Origin of the sequence: Sphingomonas lenta, from assembly GCF_002288825.1 — a bacterium.
Lineage (GTDB): Bacteria > Pseudomonadota > Alphaproteobacteria > Sphingomonadales > Sphingomonadaceae > Sphingomonas > Sphingomonas lenta.
This window is the reverse complement of record NZ_NSLI01000003.1, coordinates 707,583-728,546: the sequence shown is the minus strand read 5'-3', so window position 1 is coordinate 728,546 and position 20,964 is coordinate 707,583. Positions and strand designations below refer to the sequence as shown.

Sequence of the window (20,964 nt, the reverse complement as noted above, 5' to 3'; positions counted from 1 at the left end):
CTTTGCTGGGAGTCCCGTTCCGGGGTCCATCGCAGAGCGGGCAATCCGTTCGAGGAGCGGCGCTGCCGTCGCTCCACACCTTCCAGCGTTGCGCCCGGACGACGATGGACCCCGGAACAAGTCCGGGGTGACGGAAGGTGGTGCGAAACGCGCTCACGTCAGCCCGATGTCCACCGCGTGGATCAGCAGGCCCACCAGCCCGCCCACCAACGTCCCGTTGACGCGGATATACTGCAGGTCCTTGCCCACCGCGTTCTCCAGACGCCGCGTGATCGTCTGCGCGTCCCAGCTCCGCACCGTCTCCGACACCAACCGCACGATGCCGTCGCCGTAATCGGCCGCGATGCCCACCACCGCGCGGCGGACGAAGCGGTTGATGCGGTGGGCCAGCTCCGGATCGTTGCGCAGCGTCTGGCCCAGCTGGCGCAGCACTTCGCCCAGCCGCCCGGCCATCGCCGCCTCCGGATCGCGCGCGATGCGCAGCAGGCCCGCGCGCGCCGCTTCCCACATGCCGTCGAGCCAGCGCTGCATGGCAGGGTTGGCGATCAAATCCTCCTTCAGCCGCTCGATGCGCGCGCGCGTCTCGGGATCGTGCTGCAGGTCCCAGACGATGCGGTCTAGCGCCTCCTCCGCGCGGAGCCGCACGGGATGTTGCCGGTTGTCGGCCATCTCGCCGAGCAGTTTGTCGAGGCCGTCGATCAGCTTATTCGACACCGTCTCGTCGAGCCCCGTCCAGCGCAGGATGGAGCCCGCGCGGTCGTGCACCATCTGGCGGATCATCGACTCGTTGGCGGCGAGCGTGCGCCCCGCCCATCGCACGCCGGCGTCGATCAGCGGCTGGTGCCGGTCCTCGCGCATCGCCGCCGCGGCGAGCTGGCCCAAGAGCGGCGACACCTCCGTCTCGCGTAAGCGAGCCCCGATCGCGTTCTTGACCATGCCGCCGAGCCGCGCCGGGTCGAGCCCTTCGAGCACCTGCGCCACCAGCCTGGACGCGCCCTGGCGGAACCGCCCGCCCGCACCCTCAGGCGGGTCGGTCAGCCAGCGCGCGATCGCGCCGGCGACGTCGAGCCGGCGCATGCGACGGCTCACCACGGAGGGGACGAGGAAGTTTGCGCGGAGGAACTGCGCCAGCGTGTCGCCGATCCGGTCCTTGTTGCGCGGCACGATGGCCGTGTGCGGGATGGGGAGCCCGAGCGGGTGCCGGAACAGCGCGGTCACCGCGAACCAGTCCGCCAGCCCGCCCACCATCGCGGCTTCCGCAAAGGCGTTGACGAAGCCCCAGGCGTTGTCGCCCGCCACCAGCGGTCGGGTGGACAGATAGATCGCGGCCATGACGACGAGCAGCCCGGTCGCGACCAACCGCATCTGGACGAGACCCGCCGGGGCGACCTCGAAGGCGGTCGGACGCGCGACGGACTCCAGCTTCATGTGCGAAACAATCCCCGAGCGGGCGGGAAGTTCAAGCCCTTCCCTCTCCCCTCAGGGGAGAGGGGCGAAGTCGCCGCGAGGCGACGAGGGGAGAGGGGCAGTCCGGCTGCAAGCAAGCAAGTAGCGCCGCGGCGAAGCCGCGTCGTCGGTCGACACGCGCGAGGACGAACTCGCGCGGTCGCCGGCCGGCGTTCGGCTGATCCTCGTCCAGCGGCTGCGCCGCTGGGCTCGGGCCTCACTCCGCAGGCTGAACCCCGTCGTCCTTATACCCCAGCTTCCCCTGCGCCGGCCCGAGCCGCGGCCCGCCGGGTCCGGCGACGCCGATCACCTCCGACCCGTCGTCGCCGGGGCGATAGGTGAGCAGCCGCCGGCCGAGCCGCGGACCCACCCAGCGCTCGATCCCGACCGCCAGGCTGAACGTCGCCGGCACGATCAGGAGCGTGAGCAGCGTCGACAGGATAAGCCCGCCGATCACGACGATGCCCATCGGCGCGCGCCAGGACGAGTCGCCGCTCAAGGACAGCGCGGTCGGGATCATGCCCGCGACCATGGCCACCGTGGTCATCACGATCGGCTGCGCGCGCTTGTGGCCCGCGTCGATGATCGCGGTAAGCGTGTCCACGCCCTTGTTCATCTCCTCCAGTGCAAAGTCGATGAGCAGGATCGAGTTCTTGGCGACGATGCCGAGCAGCATCAGCAGCCCGATGAACACCGGCATCGTCAACGCGTGGCCGGTCAGCCACAGCGCGATCAGCCCGCCCAAGGGCGCCAATAGCAGCGAGCCCATGTTGACGAAGGGCGGCAGGAACCGACGGTAGAGCAGCACCAGGACCGCGAACACCAGGAATATGCCCGACACGACGGCGACGATGAAGTTGTTCATCATCTCCGCCTGCCACTTGGCCTGGCCCGCGGTGATGCGGTTCACGCCGACGGGCAGGTTCTTCATCGTCGGCAGGTTGTCGATCTGCTGCTGCGCGACGCCCTGCTGCACGCCCGGCGCCAGGTCGGCGCCCAGCGTGATCTGGCGCTGCTGGTTCAGCCGCTCGATCTTGGTCGGCCCCGCGCCCAGCCCGATGTCCGCCACCAGGCTGAGCGGCACGGAGCCGCCGTTCTGCGTCGGCACCGGCAGGTTCTCGATCGTCGACAGCTCGGTCCGGGCCGACTGCGACAGCGCCACGCGGATCGGGATCTGCCGGTCGGACAGCGAGAAGCGCGCCGAGTTCTGGTCGATGTCGCCCAAGGTCGCGATGCGGATCGCGTTGGACAGCGCGGCCGTGGTCACGCCCAGGTTCGCCGCGAGGTCGAGCCGCGGGCGGATCACGATCTCCGGCCGCTGCAGGTCGCCGGCCACGCGCGGCGCGTTCAACGTCGGCAGCGCCGCCATCTCCTTTACGATCTGCTGCGCGGTGCGGGTCAGCAGGTCGATGTCGTCGCCGCCCAGCACGATGGTCATGTCGCGCCCCGAGCCGCCCCAGCCGAATTGCGAGCGGAACGAGACGCGCGCGTCCGGGATCGCGGCGAGCTGGGGCGCGAGGCTCCGCTCGAACTCGGTGGAGGTCTGCTTCCGGTCCTCCTTCAGCGTCGCGATGACCAGGCCGTTGCCGACGAAACTGCGCGAATAGGTCGACTCCACGTCGGGCTGCTTGCGCAGGAAGCTCGCGACCTGGCTCACCACCGCCTCGGTCTGCTGCAGGGTGGTGCCCGGCACCATCTCGATGCGCGCGAAGGAGGTGTCGCTGTCCTGCGGCGGCTGGAACGACTTGGGCAGCACGCCGAACATCACGATCGTCAGGAAGAAGCTGAGCGCGCCGATGCCGACCACCCACAAGCGGTGGTCGCGGAAACGGTTGGTCCAGCGCCGCCACCCACCCCGCGCCTTGGCCGCCATGGCCCCGCGCGTGTCGAGCGACCAGCGCAGCACCGCCATGTACCAGTCCATCAGCCTGCCCTCGCCGTGCGTGGCGGGGCCGGCGGACTTCAGGAAATAGGCGGCGATCATGGGCGTGATGAGGCGCGCGACCGCGAGGCTCATGAGCACGCTCGCCACGACCGTCAGGCCGAAATTTTTGAAGAATTGGCCGGAGATGCCGGGCATCAGGCCCACGGGCAGGAACACCGCCACGATCGCCATGGTGGTGGCTAGCACGGCGAGGCCGATCTCGTCCGCCGCGTCGATCGACGCCTGATAGGCGGACTTGCCCATGCGCATGTGCCGGACGATGTTCTCGATCTCCACGATCGCGTCGTCCACCAGCACGCCCGCGACCAGGCTCAGCGCCAGCAACGTCATCTGGTTTAACGTGAAGCCCAACAGGTCCATGAACCAGAAGGCCGGGATCGCCGACAGGGGGATGGCGAGCGCCGAGATGATCGTGGCGCGCCAGTCGCGCAGGAACAGGAACACGACGATGACCGCGAGCACCGCGCCCTCGACCATCGCGTGGATGGCGGACTCGTACTGCTCCTGCGTATACTTCACGCTGGTCTGGCGCAGGATGAAGCGGACGTTCGGGTTGCGCTTCTCGAGCGCCTCCAGCTTCTTCTGCGCCTCCTCGAACACCGTCACGTCCGACGCGCCCTTGGCGCGCTGGAAGTCGAACGACACGGCCTGCTGGCCGTTCACCGCCGCCAGGCTGCGCTGCTCGGCGTAGAGGTCGCGCACCTCCGCGATGTCGGCCAGCCGGACCGTGCGCCCGTTGCCCACCGCGATCTGCGTCTGCCCCAGCTCGTACGCGTTGGTGGCGTTGCCCAGCACGCGCACCGACTGCTCGGAGCCCGCGATTTCCGCGCGCCCGCCCGCCGCGTTCAGGTTCACCTGGCGAAGCGCCTGGTTGACCTGGGACGCGGTCAGCCCCTGCGATTGGAGCTTCAAGGGATCCAGGATGACGCGGATCTCGCGGGACACGCCGCCGTTGCGGTTCACCGCCGCCATGCCGGGCACGGACAGCAGCTCCTTGGCCACCGTGTTGTCGATATACCAGCTCAGCTCCTCCACCGTCATGTCGGTGCCGACCGCGGAGTAGCTGGCGATGTCCTCGTCGGTGGTGCGCGCGCGGAACACCTGCGGCTCCAGTATGCCCTCCGGCAGGTCGCCGCGGATCTGCGCGATGGCGTCGCGCACGTCGTTGACCGCGCGGTCGATCGGCGTCCCGATCGCCAGCTGCACCACCGTCTGCGAGTTGCCCTCCGTCACGGTGGAGTTGATCTCGTCGATGCCCTCCAGCGAGCGTACCGCCGCCTCCACGCGCTGCGTCACCTGCGTGTTGAGCTCGGTCGGCGCGGCACCCGGCTGGCTGATGACGATGATCGCGACCGGGAAGTCGATGTCCGGCTCGTTGTTCACGTCCAGCCGCATGAAGCTGACGATGCCAGCCAGCGTCAGCGCCAGGAACAGGACCAGCGGCGGGACCGGGTTCCGGATCGCCCAGGCGGAGATGTTGCGGAAGTCCATACGCCTATCTCCTCGCCTGCACGACGGGCTTGACCGTCTGGCCCGGCGTCAGGAAGCCGCCCGCCGACAGCACCACGCGCTCCGTGCCGTCCAGGCCTTCGGCGATCGCGACGCCCGCGTCCGACACCTGGCCGATCTTCACGTCGCGGCGCACCGCTCGGTTCCGGGCGTCAACGACGTACACGAAGCTGCCCTGCTGGTCGGACAGCACCGCCGAATCGGGCAGGAGCGGCGCCTGGGTCGCGCCCTTGACGATCTGCGCCGCCGCGAAGCCGCCGGGCCGCAGCGCCCGGTCGTAGCCGAGCGCAATGCGCGCGATCCCCTGACGCGTCTGCGGGTCGATGACGGGCGAGACCTGCCACACCTGGCCGGGGAAGCTGCGCTCCGAACCGACGGGCGTCACCGTCGCGCGCGAGCCTACGGGCAGGCCGATCAGGTCCGACTCGGCGAGCCGCGCCTGCATCTCCATGCGGCCGCCCTCCGCCATGCGGAACAGGACGCCCGACCCCTGGCCGACGATCTGGCCCGGCTCCACCTGCCGGGTCAGGATCAAGCCCGCGGCGGGCGCGCGGATGTCGAGCCGGCCGGTGCGCGCGCGCTGCTCGGCGACGGCGGCCTGCGCCACGCGGACGCGGGCGAGCGCCTGGTCGCGCGTCGCGGTGCGGCGCTGCACGTCCGCCTTGGACACGAAGCCGCGCGAGACCAGCGCCTGCGCGCGCTCCAGCTCGGACTGCGCCAGCTGCGCCTCGGCGCGCGCCACGTTCACCTGCGCCGCGAGCTGCGCCAGCGTCTGCGTCTGCACCGAACGGTCCACGGTCGCGAGCACCTGGCCCGCGCCCACCCACTGGCCGGGCTCGACCAGCACGCGCGTGACGAGCCCGCCCTCGCCCGCGACGCCGACCGGCAGGTCGCGCCGCGCCGCCAGCGTGCCGGTCGCCGAGATGGTGCGCGCGATCGGCTGGAGCCCGGGCGCGACCACCGTGACGTTGGGCACCTGCGCCTCGCGCTTGCCCTTCGCCTCGGCGGGCCCGCCCGGTCCCTGCGCCTCGCCGCCGCCCCGGAAGAAGTAATAGGCGGCCGCCGCCGCGAGCGCGGCGAGCACGAGCGCGATGATCAGCGTGCGCCGACGCCCGGCACCCGCGTCCTCGCGTCCGTCGGACAGCGCGTGCGCACCCTGACTCTCGATCACACCCGACTCGTAGTTCATGCGCGCCACCAGATCCCGTTCCCCCGCCGCCCCCGGCGGCCCTACCCAGCCGTGTTATAGACATATATCACCAGGCTCAAGCCCGGCGTCGCCGCTTCGCGGAACAATCGGCCGGGCGCGGCCTTACCACAGCCCGACGCCGGGACGAATAGCCGATGGCCGTTCAGCTCCGGTAGCCTTTCACCGGTACAATGACGGCCGCGTAACAAAGGGAGACGATGGCATGCGGTGGACGACGGCGACGCTGGCGAGCATGTTGGCGGCGAGCGGCGCGGCGGCGCAGCTCCCTCCTGCCGTTCCCCATACAGTGGAACCGCTGGTGCCCGCTTCGGGCGCGGTGCTCGACGTGGTGGCGCAGGGGCGCACCACGCGCGTGCCCGACCTGGCCGTGATCCGCGCGGGCGTGGTGACGCAAGCCCCCACCGCCGCCGAGGCGCTCCGCGCCAACAGCGACCGCATGGCGCGCGTGCTGGCCGCGCTGCGCCGCGCCGGCGTCGCCGCGCGCGACGTGCAGACCGCGCAGGTCTCGCTCCAGCCGCAGTACCGCTACGGCGAGAACCAGCCGCCAGTCGTCACCGGCTACCAAGCCGCCAACAGCGTCGCCGTGCGCTTCCGCGACGTCGCCCGATCGGGCGCGATCCTCGACGCGCTCGTCGCGGAGGGGGCGAACCAGATCGACGGCCCCACCCTGACGCTCGACCAGCCCGACGCCGCGTTGGACGAGGCGCGCACCGACGCCATCCGCCGCGCCCGCGCCCGCGCCGACCTCTATGCCCGCGCCGCGGGCATGCGCGTCGAGCGCATCGTGTCCATCGCAGAGGGCGCGGTGGTGGACGGCCCCCGCCCGCCCTCGCCCGTCGCGCTGCGCACGTTCGACGCCGCCGAAGCCAAGACGCAGATCGCCGCGGGCGAGCAGGAGGTGACCGCGACGGCGACGGTGCGGTTTGTGCTGCGCTGAGCCTACGCTTCCCCGCCGGGCCGCCGTACTGTCCATTCGCGGACGGCGGCGATGAAGGCGGTCGCATGATCGATAGCTTCGGCGGCGGCCTCATCACTGATCACGTCGCCCTGGTATGCGGCCAACAATCTCCTGCTCGACTCCAATGCGAAATTCCGGCCGTGTTCGGCGGTGACGAAGCCGGTTTGCACGAAACGCTGATTGAAGGCGGCGATCAGGCCAGAATGGGTCTTGGCCATTGCCGCTCTATGCTCGCCAGCGACGATCAGCGCGGCTCGGGCAGCGTAGAACATGGCGTAGTAGGCGAGCCCACATGCCCCGTTCGCATCGCCGTCCTGCAACGTCATCTCGGCCGAGCGGACGCCTCGATCCGCTCGGTCCAACTACTTGGCAACATCAGCTATCAACCACCACTCCTTCACGTTGGACGTTCAGAACCAGCCAAGGATTGGAATTACGCTCGGGCTCGCGCCAATCCTCCTCCCATATAGGAAGCGGGGAGATGAACACGTTGTTCTCGAGCGCGACCTCGAAGCCTTTCCCCGTCATCTCAGGCCCGACATCGATCGCGCGCCCTTTCGGGCCTGACAGGATCAACGCCACGTCCAGATCGCTATCCGGCCGCGCGTCGCCCCGCGCGCGCGAGCCGTAGAGCAGCGCGCGCACGATCGGATAGTCGGCCCTGATCCGGTCGACGAACAGCTTGGCGACGCGCAAGGCTTCGGGATCGGGGCCGTCGGGCATGCCCTGAACCTAGCTACGGCGCCCGCGAACGAAAAGGCCGCCCGGTCGCCCGGACGGCCTTCATGCCGCTTCAAAGCGGTGAGCGGGTCAGCGCACCCGGCCGCGGCGGACTAGGTTCACGAGACCGATCGACATGATCGCGCCCGCGAACCCGGCCAGCGCGGCTGGTGCGGTCAAAGCAAAATTTGCGAGGCGTCCGCCGTGCACGAGCAACAGACCGAGAAGCGCCCCTACAAGTCCGGAAATCAGATTAAGCACGCGAGCCATGCCGGGTGGCCAAAGCCGTAAAGAAACCCCCGCTCCGAACCGGAGCGGGGGTCACCTTCATGTTCAACCGGCTGCGACGCTCAGCGCACGCGACCGCGACGGAACATGTTCACGATGCCGAGCAGCACGACCGCGCCCAGCAGCGAGAGCAGGAACGAGGTGAGGTTCAGCGACGCATTGTTGATGCTGCCACCGCCGATGCCCAACGCGTTGCCGATGATACCGCCCAAGAACGCGCCGACGATGCCGACCACGATGTTGAGGAAGATGCCCTGCTGGGCATCGGTGCGCATGATGATGCTGGCGAGCCAGCCGATCACGCCGCCGACGATCAACCAAAGAATGAGACCCATGCTACCGTCCCTCCGTTAACGCCCGTTACATCCGGGCTGCGGAGGGTACGACGTATGGGGCGGGAGGTTGTTCCGCCCGCGTAACCCGATTTGCGGTTAACGGAAGCGCGCTCAGTACTTCTGCTGGCGCTCGTACAGGTCGCGGTAATGCTGGATCCGCGTCACGCGCAGGCCCGGCATGCCCGACCGGTCGATCGCGCGCTGCCACCCGGCGAACTCCTCGGACGTCAGGCCGTAGCGCTCGCAGACCTCGTCCACCGACAAGAGGCCGCCGTTCACCGCCGCGACCACCTCCGCCTTGCGGCGGACCACCCAGCGGGTGGTGGTGGGCGGGGGCAGCGTGTCCATGGTCAGCGGCTCGCCGAGCGGGCCGATGACTTTGGCGGGGCGGATCTTCTGGTTCTCGATCATCTAACTCTCTCTCGGGGCGGGGGGCCCCCTTGACGCGGCACACTGTTACGGGTCCGGACTTGCCGCCCGCTAAAACGGCTTGGTGAACACGGCCTTCACCGCTCCTTCCATTCAGCTAACGTCCTGGCCGCCTCCGCGTTGAAGCGCCCGTCCGCCGGGCCGAACCGACCGGCGATCCCGTCGACGCGCCCCAATCGCGCCTGCGCCGCCGCCGTCCGGCTCGCCGCCTGGCGCGCCAGCACGCCCGCCAGCAGCACCGCCAGATCGGCGGGGTCGGCGGCGTCGAAGCGGGCGGGGCTCAAGTTCAAAAGGCGCACGTCCAAGATAACAAAGGTTGCACGGCCTAGCCCCGGCCTCGTGAAGGCGGCGTAAAGCGGCCGGTAAGCCTTCGTGAACGCGCGGCTTCCGCTGGGCGCGTGCAGGCCCTATCTGGCGAGGCTCCCATGTCCGAGATCGACTTCCAGCTCGGGGGCGACCCCGCCAAGCGCCGCATCGTCGTCGCCATGTCGGGCGGCGTCGACAGCTCGGTCGTGGCCGCGCTCGCCGCCCGCACCGGCGCGGAGGTGGTGGGCGTCACGCTCCAGCTCTACGACCACGGCGAGGCGGTGGGCCGCGCCGGGTCCTGCTGCGCCGGCCGCGACATCCGCGACGCGCGCGCGGTGTGCGACCGGCTCGGGATCGCGCATTACGTGTTCGACCACGAGTCGAGCTTCCGTGCGCAGGTGGTGGACCGCTTCGCCGACGAGTATCTCGCCGGCCGCACGCCCATCCCTTGCGTCCAGTGCAACACGGGACCGAAGTTCACCGACCTGCTCGGCCTCGCGCGCGAGCTCGGCGCCGACTGCCTGGCGACCGGGCACTATGTCCGGCGGGTCGAGGGCTCCGCCGGCCCCGAGCTCCACCGCGGCGCTGATCCCGCGCGCGACCAGAGCTACTTTCTCTTCGCCACCACGTCGGCGCAGCTCGACTACCTGCGCTTCCCGCTCGGCGGCCTGCCCAAGGCCCGCGTGCGCGAGATCGCCGCCGAGATCGGTCTGCCCGTCGCCGCCAAGCCCGACAGCCAGGACATCTGCTTCGTCCCCGACCGCGACTACGCCGGCCTCGTCCGCAAGCTTCGCCCCGAGGCGGACACCGCGGGCGACATCGTCGACCTCGCCGGCCACGCGCTGGGGACGCATCGCGGGCTGATCCGTTTCACCGTCGGCCAGCGCCGCGGGCTGGAGATCGGCGGCACGCCCGAGCCGCTCTACGTCGTCCGCCTCGAGCCGGAGTCGAAGCGCGTCGTCGTGGGGCCCCGCCGCGCGCTGGCGGTGGACGCGGCGCGGCTGACCGACCTCAACTGGATCGGCGGCGACCATTCCGGCCCGCTCACCGCCAAGGTGCGCTCCATGGCCAAGCCCACGCCCGCGCGCCTTGTCGGCGACCGCGTCGTGTTCGACGAGCCGGAATACGGCGTCGCGCCCGGCCAGGCCGCCGTGCTCTACGCCGGCGACCGTGTGCTCGGCGGCGGCTGGATCGCCGAGACGAAAGCCGCGCTCGCAGCCGCTTGAGCAAGGGGCGGCCTGAGTAGCGGGAACGCTCTCCCCTCCTCGTCGTTACACAAACGTAACTCAGGGGGAGTGTTGATGAAGATCGCCATTTGGGGCCTGACCGTCAGTTCTTCCTGGGGCAACGGTCACGCGACCTTGTGGCGCGGGTTGATCCGGGCGCTCGGCGCGCAGGGCCACCAGATCGTCTTCGTCGAACGCGACCAGCCCTGGTACGCTCCCCATCGCGACCTGACCGAGCTGCCGGGCGGCGAGCTTCTCCTTTACAGTGACTGGTCGGAAGTGCTCGCCCGCCGCGACCTGCTCGACGCCGACGCGTTGATGGTCACGAGCTACTGTCCCGACGCCGCCGCCGCGCACCGGCTCATCCACGACCGCGGGCGCGGGCTCACCGTTTTCTACGACCTCGACACCCCCGTCAGCTTCGGGCGGCTCCAGGCGGGCGAGCGCGTCGACTATTTCCCGGAGGAAGGGCTCGGCCGCTACGACCTGGTGCTGAGCTATACCGGCGGCCCCGCGCTCGACGCATTGCGCGATCGGCTGGGCGCCAGGCGCACCGCGCCGCTCTACGGCCATGTCGACCCCGCCGCGCACCGGCCCGTCGAGCCTCGCGATCTGTTCCGCGGCGACCTGTCCTATCTCGGCACCTACGCCGCCGACCGCCAGCCGACGCTGGAGCGCCTGTTCGTCGAGCCCGCGACCCGCTCGCCCGAGCATCGCTTCGTGCTCGGCGGATCGAGCTACCCCGCCGACTTCCCGTGGCGGCCAAACATGTACTTCATGAACCACGTCGCGCCCCCGGACCACCCGGCCTTCTTCTGCTCCAGCCGGCTGACCTTGAACGTGACGCGCGCGGACATGGCCGCGATGGGCTGGTGCCCGTCGGGCCGGTTGTTCGAGGCGGCGGCGTGCGGCGCGCCGATCATCTCCGACGTGTGGGACGGCCTGGACCGCTTTTTCACGCCCGGCGAGGAAATCCTGTTCGCGCACCGGCCGGAGGATACGCTCGACGCGCTGGAGCTCTCGGACGCCGAGCTCAGGCGCATCGCCGACGCGGCGCGCGCGCGCGTGCTCGCCGAGCACAGCTCCGAACACCGCGCGCGCGAGCTCGTCCAGCTGATCGAGACCGCCGCCGTCCGCCAGGTCGAGGCCGCGTAACCGCGCGATGTGGGGCATCATCCCGGCCGCGGGCAACGGCACGCGCATCCAGCCGCTCGCCTTTTCCAAGGAGCTCCTGCCCGTCGGATCCCGCACCGAGGAGGACGGCTCCGAGCGCCCCAAGGCAGTCAGCGAATACTTGGTCGAGCGCATGGTGGAGGGCGGCGCGACCAAGATCTGCTTCGTCATCTCGCCGACCAAGTCGGACATCGTGCGCTACTATGGCGGCGGCATCGGCAAGGTCGACACCGCCTTTGTAGTGCAGCCGCACGCGGCGGGCCTGTGCGACGCGATCTTCCGCGCCTGCCCGCTGATCGCGGCGGACGAGGAAGTGCTGATCGGCCTGCCCGACACGATCTGGTTCCCCTCCGACGGCCTCGCCCGCCTGCCCCGCGATCGCTTGGCGTTCCTGCTCTTTCCCGTCGAGCGGCCCGAGCTGTTCGACGCCGTGGTGCTGGGCGACGGCGACCGCGTGGAGGAGGTGCAGGTCAAGCGGGAGGGCGCACGCTCCAACTGGGTCTGGGGCGCGTTCCGCATGCCCGGCCGCGTGTTCCACGACCTCCATCGCCTATGGTGCCGGCCGGAGCGGCAGGACGAGTATTTCGGCACGCTCGTCAACGCCTGGCTGGCGCAGGGCAACGAGGCGGTGGGCGTGCGCGCGGGCGAGGCCTACGTCGATGTCGGCACGCTCGGCGGCTACCGCTCCGCCATCCAGCTGCTCGGGCCCGAACGGTGAGCTGGGCCGCGCGGCTGGCCGACGGCGCGGCCGTGGAGGAGCCCGTCGCGGTCGTCGTCGCGCACGCCGACGACGAGACGCTGTGGGCCGGCTCCGCCCTGGCCCGTCTGCGCAACTGCCGCTTGATCCACCTCACTGACTCCGCGCCGCGCAGCATGATCGACGCCCACCGGCTCGGGATCGAGCGGCGCGAGGACTATGCCCGCCTCCGCGCCGCCGAGCTCGACGCCGCGCTCGCCGAGCTGGGCGCGACGCCCGAGCGCATCGCCTACGACGTGCCCGACCAGGAGACGGCGGACCACCTTCCCGCGCTGGTCGAGCGGCTCACAGGCGACTGCCGGGGCGTGTCGGCCATCGTCACGCACCCGTACGAGGGCGGCCACCCCGACCATGACGGCGCGGCGCTCGCTTGCCGGATCGTCGCCGACCGGCTCGGCTGCGCGCTCGTCGAGTTCGCCTGCTACGCCGAGTTCGACGGGACACGCGTCTTCGGCCGCTTCTGGCCCGGCACGCCCGAGCACGCCCGCCCGCTCTCGCCGTTTGAGCGCGGCGCGGTCGCCCGCGCGCTCGCCGCGCATAGGAGCCAGCGCGACGTGATCGGCGACTACGTCCCCGACGCCGAACGCTGGCGCGACGCGCCGGGATACGACTTCACGGGCCCGCCCCCGCCGGGCAACTCGCTTTACGACCGCTTCGGCTGGGCGATCACGTCGGGGATCTGGCGCGAGCGGGCGCGGGCGCTCTTGGGGGTGCCCGCGTGACGCTCACCGTCGTGAGCGTCGCTTATCCCTTCGCGCCCGTCACCCCCGATCCGGCGGGCGGTGCGGAGCAGGTGCTCGCCCAGCTCGACCGTGCGTTGGTGGAGGCCGGCCACCGCTCGATCGTGGTCGCGTGCGAAGGTTCGGAGGTCGCGGGCGAGCTCGTCGCAGTGCCCGCCAGCGACGGCCTGATCGACGACGCCCGCCGCGCGGAGGTGCACGCCGTCGTGCGCGGAGCGGTCGCCCAAGTCGCGGGCGCGGCCGACCTCGTCCACCTCCACGGCATCGACTACCCCGTCTACCTGCCCGGCCCGGGCGTGCGCACGCTCGTCACGCTGCACCTGCCGCTCGACTGGTACCCCGCCGACGCGCTCCGGCCCGACCGGGACGACCTGTGGCTGCTTCCCGTCTCGCAAGCGCAGGCGCGCCGTGCCCCGGAGGGCGCGCGGCTGCTCGAGCCCGTCGCCAACGGCGTCGATCTCGACCGCTACCGGCCCGCGCCCGCAAAAGGCGACCACGCGCTCGTGCTCGGCCGCATCGCGCCGGAGAAAGGCTTCGCCGACGCGATCGACGCCGCCAAGCGCGCGGACATACCCCTGATCGCCGCCGGCCCCGCCTTCCCGCACCCTGAGCACGTCCGCTACCTCGACGAGGAGGTCCGCCCGCGCCTCGACGAGCGCCGCCGCTGGATCGGTGCCGTCGCGGGCGAGGACAAGCGGCGGCTGCTCGCCGAGGCGCGCTGCCTGCTCGTCCCTTCCACCGCGCCCGAGACCTCGTCGCTCGTCGCGATGGAGGCGCTGGCGAGCGGCACGCCCGTCATCGCCTATCGCAGCGGCGCGCTCCCCGAGATCGTCGAGAACGGCGTGACCGGCTTCTTGGTCGATGGCGTCGCCGACATGGCAGATGGGATCGGCCGCGTGGCCGCGATCGACCCGGCCGCGTGCCGACGCGCGGCGGAGGCGTGCTTCGACGGCCGCCGCACCGCCGCCGCTTACCTCAACCTGTACGAGCGGCTGGCGGCGTGAGCGACGCGCTCGACCTCTGCGCCCGCGGCGTGATCTCGCCCCAGATCGCGCTCGCGCGGCTCGTGCTCGCGGGCGAACCGATCGACGCGGACGCGATCGAGCGCGACGCGCCCGACGGTTCGCCGCTCCGCGAGGTCGCCCGCCTCGCCCGCGCGCACCGCGCCAAGCTCGACCGGCTGGGCCAGCTCGCCGCGGCGGGGCTCGATCCCGACGGCCCCGACCCGCTCGCCGCCACCGCCGCGCTGTTCGACCGTCTCGCGGGCGAAGAGCCCGAGGCCGCCGTCGCCTTCTACTCGCTCGGCGACCCCGCGCTGCTCCGCGCCGCGACCGACGAGCTGGTCGAGGTGGTGCGCTCCTGGGTGGCCCTGGACGGCGCGCACGTGCTCGACTTCGGCTGCGGCATCGGCCGCGTCGCCCTCGCGCTCGCGCCGTACGTCGCTGAGATCGTCGGCGTCGACATCTCGCCCGCCATGGTCGCCCAAGCGCGCGAGCGGGCGGCCGGGCTCGCCAACGCCCGCTTCGAGGCCACGGACGGCGGCGTGCTGCCCTTCCCCGACGCGAGCTTCGACCTCGTACTGGCGGTCGACAGCTTTCCTTACCTCGTCCGCGCGGGCGTGCTCCAGCCGCAGCTCGCCAAACTGTCGCGCGTGCTCCGCCCCGGCGGCGATCTCGTCGTGTTCAATTGGTCCTACCGCGGCGACGAGGCGGCGGACGTGGCCGAAGCCGCGAACGCGCCCGGCTTTACCTGCCTGCGCTCCGGCGAGCGGCCCTTCGCGATCTGGGACGCGAGCGGCTTCCACCTCAGGCGCTCCCCGTGACGCGCGACGAGTGGTGGGACCTCCACCGCCGCGACCCCCGCGCCACCCCCTTCCAGTCGCCGGCTTGGGCGGAGGCGTGGTGGACGCATCTCGGCGGCGGCGAGCGGCTCGACGCCGAGGTCCGCGACGCCTCGGGCCGCCTCGTCGCGGCGCTGCCGCTCTTCGTTTGGAATGACGAAAGGACCCGCCGCCTCGTCCCCGTCGGCGCGGGCCATAGCGATTATCTCGACGCGCTGATCGACCCGGACGCGGACGCCTTGCCCGCGATCTGGGACACGATCCTCGCCACCGCCGATCGCTGGGACGAGCTGCTGCTCCCCGACCTCCGCCCCGACTCGCCCCTGCTCGGCCCGGTCCCTAGCGGCTGGCGCGCGGCGGATGAGCCGCACGAGGTCTGCCCCGTCATGCCGCTCCCCGACGCGCCGCCGCTGCTCGCCGGCATGTCCAAGTCGAAGCGCCGCAAGGTCCAGCACGACCGCAACCGCGCCGACGCGCTGGGCGGCGTCACGGAGGAGCTGGTCGACGCGCACGGCCTCGACGAAGCGCTCGACGCGCTCTTCGCGCTCCACGCCGCACGCTGGGAGGCGGCGGGCGAGCTTGGCGTGCTCGCCGATCCCCGCATCCAGGCTTTCCACCGCGCGGCCGCGCCCGCGCTGATGGAGGCGGGCCTGCTACGCGTCGGCGTCGTTCGCCACCACGGCTGCGTCGTCGCCGTGCTGCTCGGCTTCGCCGACGGGCGGCGCGGCTATTCCTACATCAACGGCGTCGACCAGAGCATCCCCGGCCAGAGCTTCGGCACGCTCGCCTTTCGCCTGCTGATCGAGGACGCGCTTGGCAACGGCGCGCGCGCGTTCCACTTCCTCCGCGGCGAGGAACCCTACAAATACGCTTGGGGTGCCGAGCCGCTGACGACCGTCCGCCGCCGCGTGACCCGCGCTTAGGGCAGCACGCGCGCCGAGGTGATCCGCACGGGGCTCGCCAGCATCTCGCCCTTGAAGTGCCCGCCCGCGGCCTTGGGCGCCTCCAGGATGCGGCGGACCACGTCCATGCCCTCCACCACGCGCCCGAACGCGGCATAGCCCAGATTGTCGCCCGGCCGGCTCGGATCGGCGTCGAGCGAGGGCTGGTCGCCCACCATGATCGTGAAGTCGCCGCTGGCCGTGCCCGGCGCGTTGCGCGCGATCGAGATCGCGCCGTCCAGGTGCTTCAGGCCCGTCTGCGTCGTCGGCTCGTGCTTGATCGGCGGGAGCACGCGCTTGGGCGCGTTCTGCACGCCGAACTGCACGAAGCCGAACGCCGGCCCCGCCCGCACCGCGCGGTAGAAGTCGACGCCGTCCAGCCGCTTCTCGCGGGCGTAGCGTAGGAAGTTCGCCGCCGTCGCCGGCGCGCGGACGGTCTCCAGCTCGATCACGATCCGCCCCTCGCTCGTCTCTAACGCGACGCGCGGGAGCGCCGGGGGCGTTTGCGCCGCGAGCGGAACGGCGAGGAAGGCGAGGAGCAGCAGGAACAAGCGACGGTGCATGAGCTTTTCCGAACGATGAAGAGCCGACCCGATCTTAGCCCGAGCGCGGCGGGACTCGCCACCCCCGCGCGCACCGGCTATCGAGCGATGATGAGCATCCGCCGCCCGCTCGCCCTGGCCGCCATCGTGCTGGCCGTCCCGTCCGTTCCCGCCTCGGCGCAAGAGCGCGACGACCGCCCCCGCCGCACCCGCGTGGCACTAGGGCCGGCGCTGCAGCCGCGCTTTCCGGGTTCGGACAAGGTGACGCTGCGGCCGTTCGTGGACCTGTCGCGGGCGCGCGGCGACGAGCCGTTCGTCTTCGAGGCACCCGACGAGAGCGCGGCGATCGGCCTGATCAACGCGGAGGGGTTCTCCGCGGGTCCGTCGCTGGCGTTTCAGGGAAGCCGGCGGCGGCGCGATACCGAGGGCCTGCTGCCGCGCGTCGGGTCCACGGTCGAGGTGGGCGGTTTCGCGCAGTTTCAGCTCACCCCGTCGTTCAGGCTGCGCGCCGAGGCTCGCCGCGGGATCGGCGGACATGAAGGTTTGATCGGCGAAGTCGGCGGCGACTTCGTCGTGCGCGACGGCGACGCATGGCTCGTCTCGATAGGACCGCGCGTGACCCTGACCAACGGGCGCTACCAGCGCGCCTATTTCGGCGTACGGCCCGGCGACGCCGCGCCCGCGGGGCTCCCGGCGTTCCGGCCCGACGGCGGGTTGCAGTCGGTGGGCGCGACGGTGGGGGCGCTGCGCCAGCTCACGCGGCGCTGGGGCGTGACGGGCTTCGTGCGCTACGACCGGCTGGTCGAGGATGCGGGGGATTCGCCCGTGGTGCGGCGCTTCGGGTCGCGCGACCAGTTCTCCGGCGGTCTAGCCGCCACCTATACATTCGGCGGCTAGGCCCGCGGCCGCGAGCCGCGCGGATAAGTCGCCGCGCAGCCGTTCCAGCGCGTCGGGCGTCCACGCTTCGACGCGCGCCGTGAGCTTGGGCTCAGTGCCGGACGCGCGCAGCAGCCACCAGCCGTCCGGCGCGGTGACGCGCAGCCCGTCGGTGCGGTTGATCGTCGCGCCCTCCGCCGCGAGGTCGCGCTCCACCTCCGCCAGCACCCGCGCCTTGTCCGCGTCGGGACAGGCCAGCCGCAGCTCCGGCGTAGCATAGGTACGCGGCAGCTTGCGCCGCCACTCGGTCAAGCTCCCGCGCCGCCCGATCGCGGCGAGCAGGCGCAGGGCGTTGTGGAGCGCGTCGTCCGTCCCGTACCAATCGTCGGCGAAGAACAGGTGCCCGCTCATCTCGCCCGCCAGCGGCGCGCCTTCCCGCAACATCGCCTCGCGGATCAGGACATAGCCGGACGGCGACAGCACGCCCCTGCCCCCGGCCGCGTCGATGCCGTCGAACAGCACGCGGCTGGACTTCACGTCGGCGACGACGGACGCTCCCGGACGCCGCGCAAGTACGTCCTCCGCCAGGAACAGCAGCAGCTGGTCGGGCCAGACGATCTCGCCATCCCCGTCCACCACGCCGATCCGATCACCGTCGCCGTCGAACGCGATGCCGAGGTCCAGCTGCTCGTCGCGGACGAGGGCGATCAGGTCTCGAAGGTTCTCCGGCACCGACGGGTCTGGATGATGCCCCGGAAAGCGCCCGTCGACGTCGCAATGGATCATTCGATGCTCGCCCGACAGCCGCCCCGTCAAGCGGCGTAGCATCTCCCCCGTCGCGCCGCTCCCCGCGTCCCAACCGATGCGCAGCGCCGGCGCGCCCTCCGCCGCGTTGAGCAGGCGGTCGCGGTAGGCATCCACCACTGCGACTTCGCGCGCGGAGCCGCCGGATGCGGGATCGGCCGGCCCCTCGACTAGCTCCCGCAACGCCTGCCCGAACACCGGCTCCACGCCGATCAGGATCTTGAACCCGTTCTGGTCCGACGGATTGTGCGACCCGGTGACCATGACTCCCCCGTCCAGCCCGCGCGCGTGGACGGCGTAGTAGAGCTGCCCCGTCGGCCCTAGCCCGGTGCGCTCCACCGCGACGCCGCCCGCCGCGAGCCCGTCCACCAGCGCCGCCTCCAGCATCGGCGAGGAGAGCCGCCCGTCATACCCGACCGCCACCGTCCTGCCACCGCGCGCGCGGACGGCGTTCGCGAGCTTGAGGCCGAGCAGGTGCGCGTCCGCCTCGGTCAGGTCGCGCCCGACCACGCCGCGCAGGTCGTAGGAGCGGACGATGGCGGGGTTGATGGCCGGGCGCGCGCTTGGCTCGTAATCGTCTCTAGCCAATAGCTCGCCTCCCCCACTCGTCACCCCAGCCTTGAGCCGGGGTCCCGCTATTTGTCCTTTAGCAGAAGAGGGAAGCGGGATGCCGGGTCAAGCCCGGCATAATGGAAAGGCTGGTGGCTAACGGGTCAGCGCCGCGGCGAAGCCGCGCCGTCGGACGGGGCTATAGCCCCGCCGGCCGTGCGTCGGGAAGGCTGAGGCTTCGCCGTCAGCCTTCCCGGTGCACGAACTTATTAAACCGGCTCACCTTGCCGTCCGCCGTCTTATCCTGGTGCAGGAAAGCGAGCTTGTTATCCTCGAACACCTTGAAGAACTCGTCCCAGTCGATCTCGTGGAGCTTGTCCTCCGGATCGCGGAACTCGACGCGGAGCAGGCCGCCCGACTGGCCGTTGTCCTCCGTCGCGCGGACCACGGCGGGGTGACCGTTGCGCTCCTCGATCCACTTCTTGATGACGTCGTGGTCGGTGGTCGTCTCGCCTGCGCTCATTCAGCCCTCTCCTGCCTGGCTGCTGGATCAATAGCCGCGACGCATCATGCGCCGACGGTCGAGCGCCTTCTTGCCCACATAGGCAGCACCCAGCGCCATGCCGAGCGGACCCATCCGACGCAGCCCGCCGCCGATGAGAGCACCCGTGAGCGCGCCCTTCAGCCCGCCCGACCCATCGCGACGGTCGATCTCGCGGCCGACTAGAGCACCGATAACCTTGCCGATCATGATAACACCTCCGTTACGCGTACGACTCCCAGGCGGACGGGATGTTCCCGGGGGGCCGGGAAGCGCCGCGGCCAAGCCGCGTCGTCGAACCTAGCTGAAGCTAGGCCGGCCGGGCTTGGGCGTCTCGCTTCGAGCTTTGCTCGGCGCGTGCGCCCTAGCGCCCCAGCATCAGCTCCGGCCGCACCACCCGGTCGAACGTAGCCTCGTCCACCAGCCCGAGCTCCAGTCCAGCCTCCTTCAGCGTCTGGCCCTTCTCGTGCGCGTGCTTCGCGATCTTGGCCGCGTTGTCGTAGCCGATCTCCGGCGCGAGCGCGGTGACCAGCATCAGCGACCGACCGACCAGCTCCGCGATCTGCCGCTCGTTCGCCGCCGTGCCGTCGACGCATCGCTCGGCGAAGCTCACCATGCCGACGCTGAGCAGGTGGATCGACCGCAGCACGTTCGCGCCGATCAGCGGCATGAACACGTTGAGTTCGAAATGCCCCTGCATGCCGCCCACCGTCACGGCGGCGTGGTTGCCGATCACCTGGCCCGCCACCATGGTCAGGCTCTCCACCTGCGTCGGATTGACCTTGCCAGGCATGATCGAGCTGCCCGGCTCGTTGGCGGGCAACGACAGCTCGCCCAGCCCCGAGCGCGGCCCGGAGCCGAGGAAGCGGATATCGTTGGCGATCTTGTTGAGCGCCACCGCCAGCGTGTTGAGCGCGCCGTGGAAGAAGACGAGCCCGTCCTTGGCCGCCAGCTGCTCGAACTTGTTGGGCGCGGGCTCGAACGCGGTGCCGGCAATCTCCGAGATCTCGCGGCACATGTCCTCCGCCCAGCCCTCCGGCGCGTTCAGCCCCGTGCCCACCGCCGTGCCGCCGATCGCGAGCTTGCGCAGGTTGCCGTTCATCGCGCCCAGGACGCGCGCGCGGCAGCTATGGATCTGTGCCGCGTAGCCCGAGAACTCCTGCCCCAGCGTCAGCGGCGTCGCGTCCTGCGTGTGCGTCCGGCCGATCTTGACGATGTCGTCCCACGCCGCCGCCTTGGCGGTCAGCGCCGCCTCCAGCCGGTCGAGCGCGGGCAGCAGCGTCCGTTCCGTCGCCAGCACGGCGGCGACGTGGAGAGCGGTCGGGAAGCTGTCGTTCGACGACTGCGACATGTTGACGTGGTCGTTCGGGTGCACCGGCGACTTGCCGCCGCGCTTGCCCGCTAGCGCCTCGTTGGCACGGCCGGCCAGCACCTCGTTGACGTTCATGTTAGTCTGCGTGCCCGAGCCCGTCTGCCAGATGACGAGCGGGAACTGCTCGTCGAGCTTCCCCGCGGTCACCTCCCGCGCCGCCGCGTCGATCGCGTCCGCGATCTCGGGGGCGAGCCCGTGCCGCCGGTTCACCCGGGCTGCCGCCTGCTTCACGATCGCCTGGGCGTGGACGATGCCGATCGGCATGCGCTCGGCCGAGCCGAAGGGGAAGTTCTCGATCGAGCGCTGCGTCTGCGCGCCCCAGTATGCGTCGGCGGAGACCTCGATGGGGCCGATGGAGTCGGTTTCGGTGCGGGTTTGGGTCATGCTTCGCACAACCCCGTCACCCCGGACTTGATCCGGGGTCCCGCTCAATCCCGCCGCGGCAAAGCCGCGTCGT

General features: G+C 71.2%; 22 protein-coding genes. 9 read left to right on the top strand and 13 right to left on the bottom strand.

Features of this window, described 5'->3' with window-relative positions:
- Positions 1–153: 153 nt before the first annotated feature.
- The 3 genes from CKY28_RS10710 to CKY28_RS10700 all read right to left on the bottom strand — a co-directional run bounded on the left by CKY28_RS10710 (position 154) and on the right by CKY28_RS10700 (position 6,089).
- The gene (locus CKY28_RS10710; RefSeq protein WP_176473055.1) at positions 154–1,428 is read right to left on the bottom strand and encodes a DUF445 domain-containing protein; all 1,275 of its coding nucleotides are present in this window, start codon (positions 1,426–1,428) and stop codon (positions 154–156) included.
- A gap of 235 nt (positions 1,429–1,663) precedes the next feature.
- Positions 1,664–4,882: an efflux RND transporter permease subunit gene (locus CKY28_RS10705; protein ID WP_095998299.1), complete on the bottom strand. Its 3,219-nt coding sequence runs from the start codon at positions 4,880–4,882 to the stop codon at positions 1,664–1,666.
- Between the two features lie 4 nt (positions 4,883–4,886).
- Positions 4,887–6,089, bottom strand: coding sequence for an efflux RND transporter periplasmic adaptor subunit (locus tag CKY28_RS10700; protein WP_095998613.1), 1,203 nt, complete (start codon positions 6,087–6,089; stop codon positions 4,887–4,889).
- Between the two features lie 223 nt (positions 6,090–6,312).
- Here CKY28_RS10700 and CKY28_RS10695 point away from each other — a divergent pair, with 223 nt between their 5' ends.
- A complete protein-coding gene (locus tag CKY28_RS10695) occupies positions 6,313–7,047 on the top strand; it encodes an SIMPL domain-containing protein (protein WP_095998298.1) in 735 nt (244 codons plus the stop codon).
- A gap of 2 nt (positions 7,048–7,049) precedes the next feature.
- On the opposite strand, the gene CKY28_RS10690 is transcribed toward CKY28_RS10695, so the two are convergent.
- From CKY28_RS10690 to CKY28_RS10670, 5 genes are all read right to left on the bottom strand, one after another.
- A complete protein-coding gene (locus tag CKY28_RS10690) occupies positions 7,050–7,430 on the bottom strand; it encodes a HEPN domain-containing protein (RefSeq protein ID WP_281253234.1) in 381 nt (126 codons plus the stop codon).
- A 13-nt stretch (positions 7,431–7,443) separates the two neighbouring features.
- The gene (locus CKY28_RS10685) at positions 7,444–7,791 is read right to left on the bottom strand and encodes a nucleotidyltransferase domain-containing protein (RefSeq protein WP_095998296.1); all 348 of its coding nucleotides are present in this window, start codon (positions 7,789–7,791) and stop codon (positions 7,444–7,446) included.
- A gap of 347 nt (positions 7,792–8,138) precedes the next feature.
- A complete protein-coding gene (locus tag CKY28_RS10680) occupies positions 8,139–8,411 on the bottom strand; it encodes a GlsB/YeaQ/YmgE family stress response membrane protein (RefSeq protein WP_095998295.1) in 273 nt (90 codons plus the stop codon).
- A gap of 111 nt (positions 8,412–8,522) precedes the next feature.
- Positions 8,523–8,822, bottom strand: coding sequence for a CtrA inhibitor SciP (sciP, locus tag CKY28_RS10675; protein WP_095998294.1), 300 nt, complete (start codon positions 8,820–8,822; stop codon positions 8,523–8,525).
- A 95-nt stretch (positions 8,823–8,917) separates the two neighbouring features.
- Entirely contained in the window at positions 8,918–9,139 is a 222-nt protein-coding gene (locus tag CKY28_RS10670) for a hypothetical protein (RefSeq protein ID WP_245841770.1), read from the bottom strand.
- A 126-nt stretch (positions 9,140–9,265) separates the two neighbouring features.
- Here CKY28_RS10670 and mnmA point away from each other — a divergent pair, with 126 nt between their 5' ends.
- The 7 genes from mnmA to CKY28_RS10635 all read left to right on the top strand — a co-directional run bounded on the left by mnmA (position 9,266) and on the right by CKY28_RS10635 (position 15,805).
- Positions 9,266–10,372, top strand: coding sequence for a tRNA 2-thiouridine(34) synthase MnmA (gene mnmA / locus CKY28_RS10665; RefSeq protein WP_095998292.1), 1,107 nt, complete (start codon positions 9,266–9,268; stop codon positions 10,370–10,372).
- Between the two features lie 75 nt (positions 10,373–10,447).
- A complete protein-coding gene (locus tag CKY28_RS10660; RefSeq protein WP_095998291.1) occupies positions 10,448–11,527 on the top strand; it encodes a CgeB family protein in 1,080 nt (359 codons plus the stop codon).
- Between the two features lie 7 nt (positions 11,528–11,534).
- Entirely contained in the window at positions 11,535–12,263 is a 729-nt protein-coding gene (locus CKY28_RS10655) for a sugar phosphate nucleotidyltransferase (RefSeq protein ID WP_095998290.1), read from the top strand.
- A complete protein-coding gene (locus tag CKY28_RS10650; protein ID WP_095998289.1) occupies positions 12,260–13,024 on the top strand; it encodes a PIG-L deacetylase family protein in 765 nt (254 codons plus the stop codon). The genes CKY28_RS10655 and CKY28_RS10650 overlap by 4 nt, the downstream gene beginning before the upstream one ends.
- Positions 13,021–14,046 (top strand): glycosyltransferase, encoded by a 1,026-nt coding sequence (locus CKY28_RS10645; protein ID WP_176473054.1) that lies wholly within the window; start codon positions 13,021–13,023, stop codon positions 14,044–14,046. The genes CKY28_RS10650 and CKY28_RS10645 overlap by 4 nt, the downstream gene beginning before the upstream one ends.
- Positions 14,043–14,864 (top strand): class I SAM-dependent methyltransferase, encoded by an 822-nt coding sequence (locus CKY28_RS10640; RefSeq protein WP_095998288.1) that lies wholly within the window; start codon positions 14,043–14,045, stop codon positions 14,862–14,864. Before CKY28_RS10645 ends, CKY28_RS10640 begins: the two co-directional genes overlap by 4 nt.
- Positions 14,861–15,805 carry a GNAT family N-acetyltransferase gene (locus tag CKY28_RS10635; RefSeq protein ID WP_095998287.1) on the top strand — a complete coding sequence of 315 codons (945 nt, stop codon included), beginning with the start codon at positions 14,861–14,863 and terminating at the stop codon, positions 15,803–15,805. The genes CKY28_RS10640 and CKY28_RS10635 overlap by 4 nt, the downstream gene beginning before the upstream one ends.
- Here CKY28_RS10635 and CKY28_RS10630 read toward each other — a convergent pair.
- On the bottom strand, positions 15,802–16,386 hold the full coding sequence (locus CKY28_RS10630) for a peptidylprolyl isomerase (RefSeq protein WP_095998286.1): 585 nt from the start codon (positions 16,384–16,386) through the stop codon (positions 15,802–15,804). The genes CKY28_RS10635 and CKY28_RS10630 overlap by 4 nt on opposite strands.
- A gap of 15 nt (positions 16,387–16,401) precedes the next feature.
- Here CKY28_RS10630 and CKY28_RS10625 point away from each other — a divergent pair, with 15 nt between their 5' ends.
- The gene (locus tag CKY28_RS10625; protein WP_095998285.1) at positions 16,402–17,262 is read left to right on the top strand and encodes a MipA/OmpV family protein; all 861 of its coding nucleotides are present in this window, start codon (positions 16,402–16,404) and stop codon (positions 17,260–17,262) included.
- Here the strand turns inward: CKY28_RS10625 and CKY28_RS10620 are convergent.
- The 4 genes from CKY28_RS10620 to fumC all read right to left on the bottom strand — a co-directional run bounded on the left by CKY28_RS10620 (position 17,233) and on the right by fumC (position 20,891).
- Entirely contained in the window at positions 17,233–18,633 is a 1,401-nt protein-coding gene (locus CKY28_RS10620; protein WP_245841768.1) for a phosphomannomutase/phosphoglucomutase, read from the bottom strand. The two genes, CKY28_RS10625 and CKY28_RS10620, sit on opposite strands and share 30 nt — an antisense overlap.
- A gap of 205 nt (positions 18,634–18,838) precedes the next feature.
- On the bottom strand, positions 18,839–19,117 hold the full coding sequence (locus tag CKY28_RS10615) for a hypothetical protein (protein ID WP_095998284.1): 279 nt from the start codon (positions 19,115–19,117) through the stop codon (positions 18,839–18,841).
- Between the two features lie 27 nt (positions 19,118–19,144).
- Positions 19,145–19,345: a hypothetical protein gene (locus CKY28_RS10610; RefSeq protein ID WP_095998283.1), complete on the bottom strand. Its 201-nt coding sequence runs from the start codon at positions 19,343–19,345 to the stop codon at positions 19,145–19,147.
- A 154-nt stretch (positions 19,346–19,499) separates the two neighbouring features.
- A complete protein-coding gene (gene fumC, locus CKY28_RS10605; protein ID WP_095998282.1) occupies positions 19,500–20,891 on the bottom strand; it encodes a class II fumarate hydratase in 1,392 nt (463 codons plus the stop codon).
- Positions 20,892–20,964: the final 73 nt, after the last annotated feature.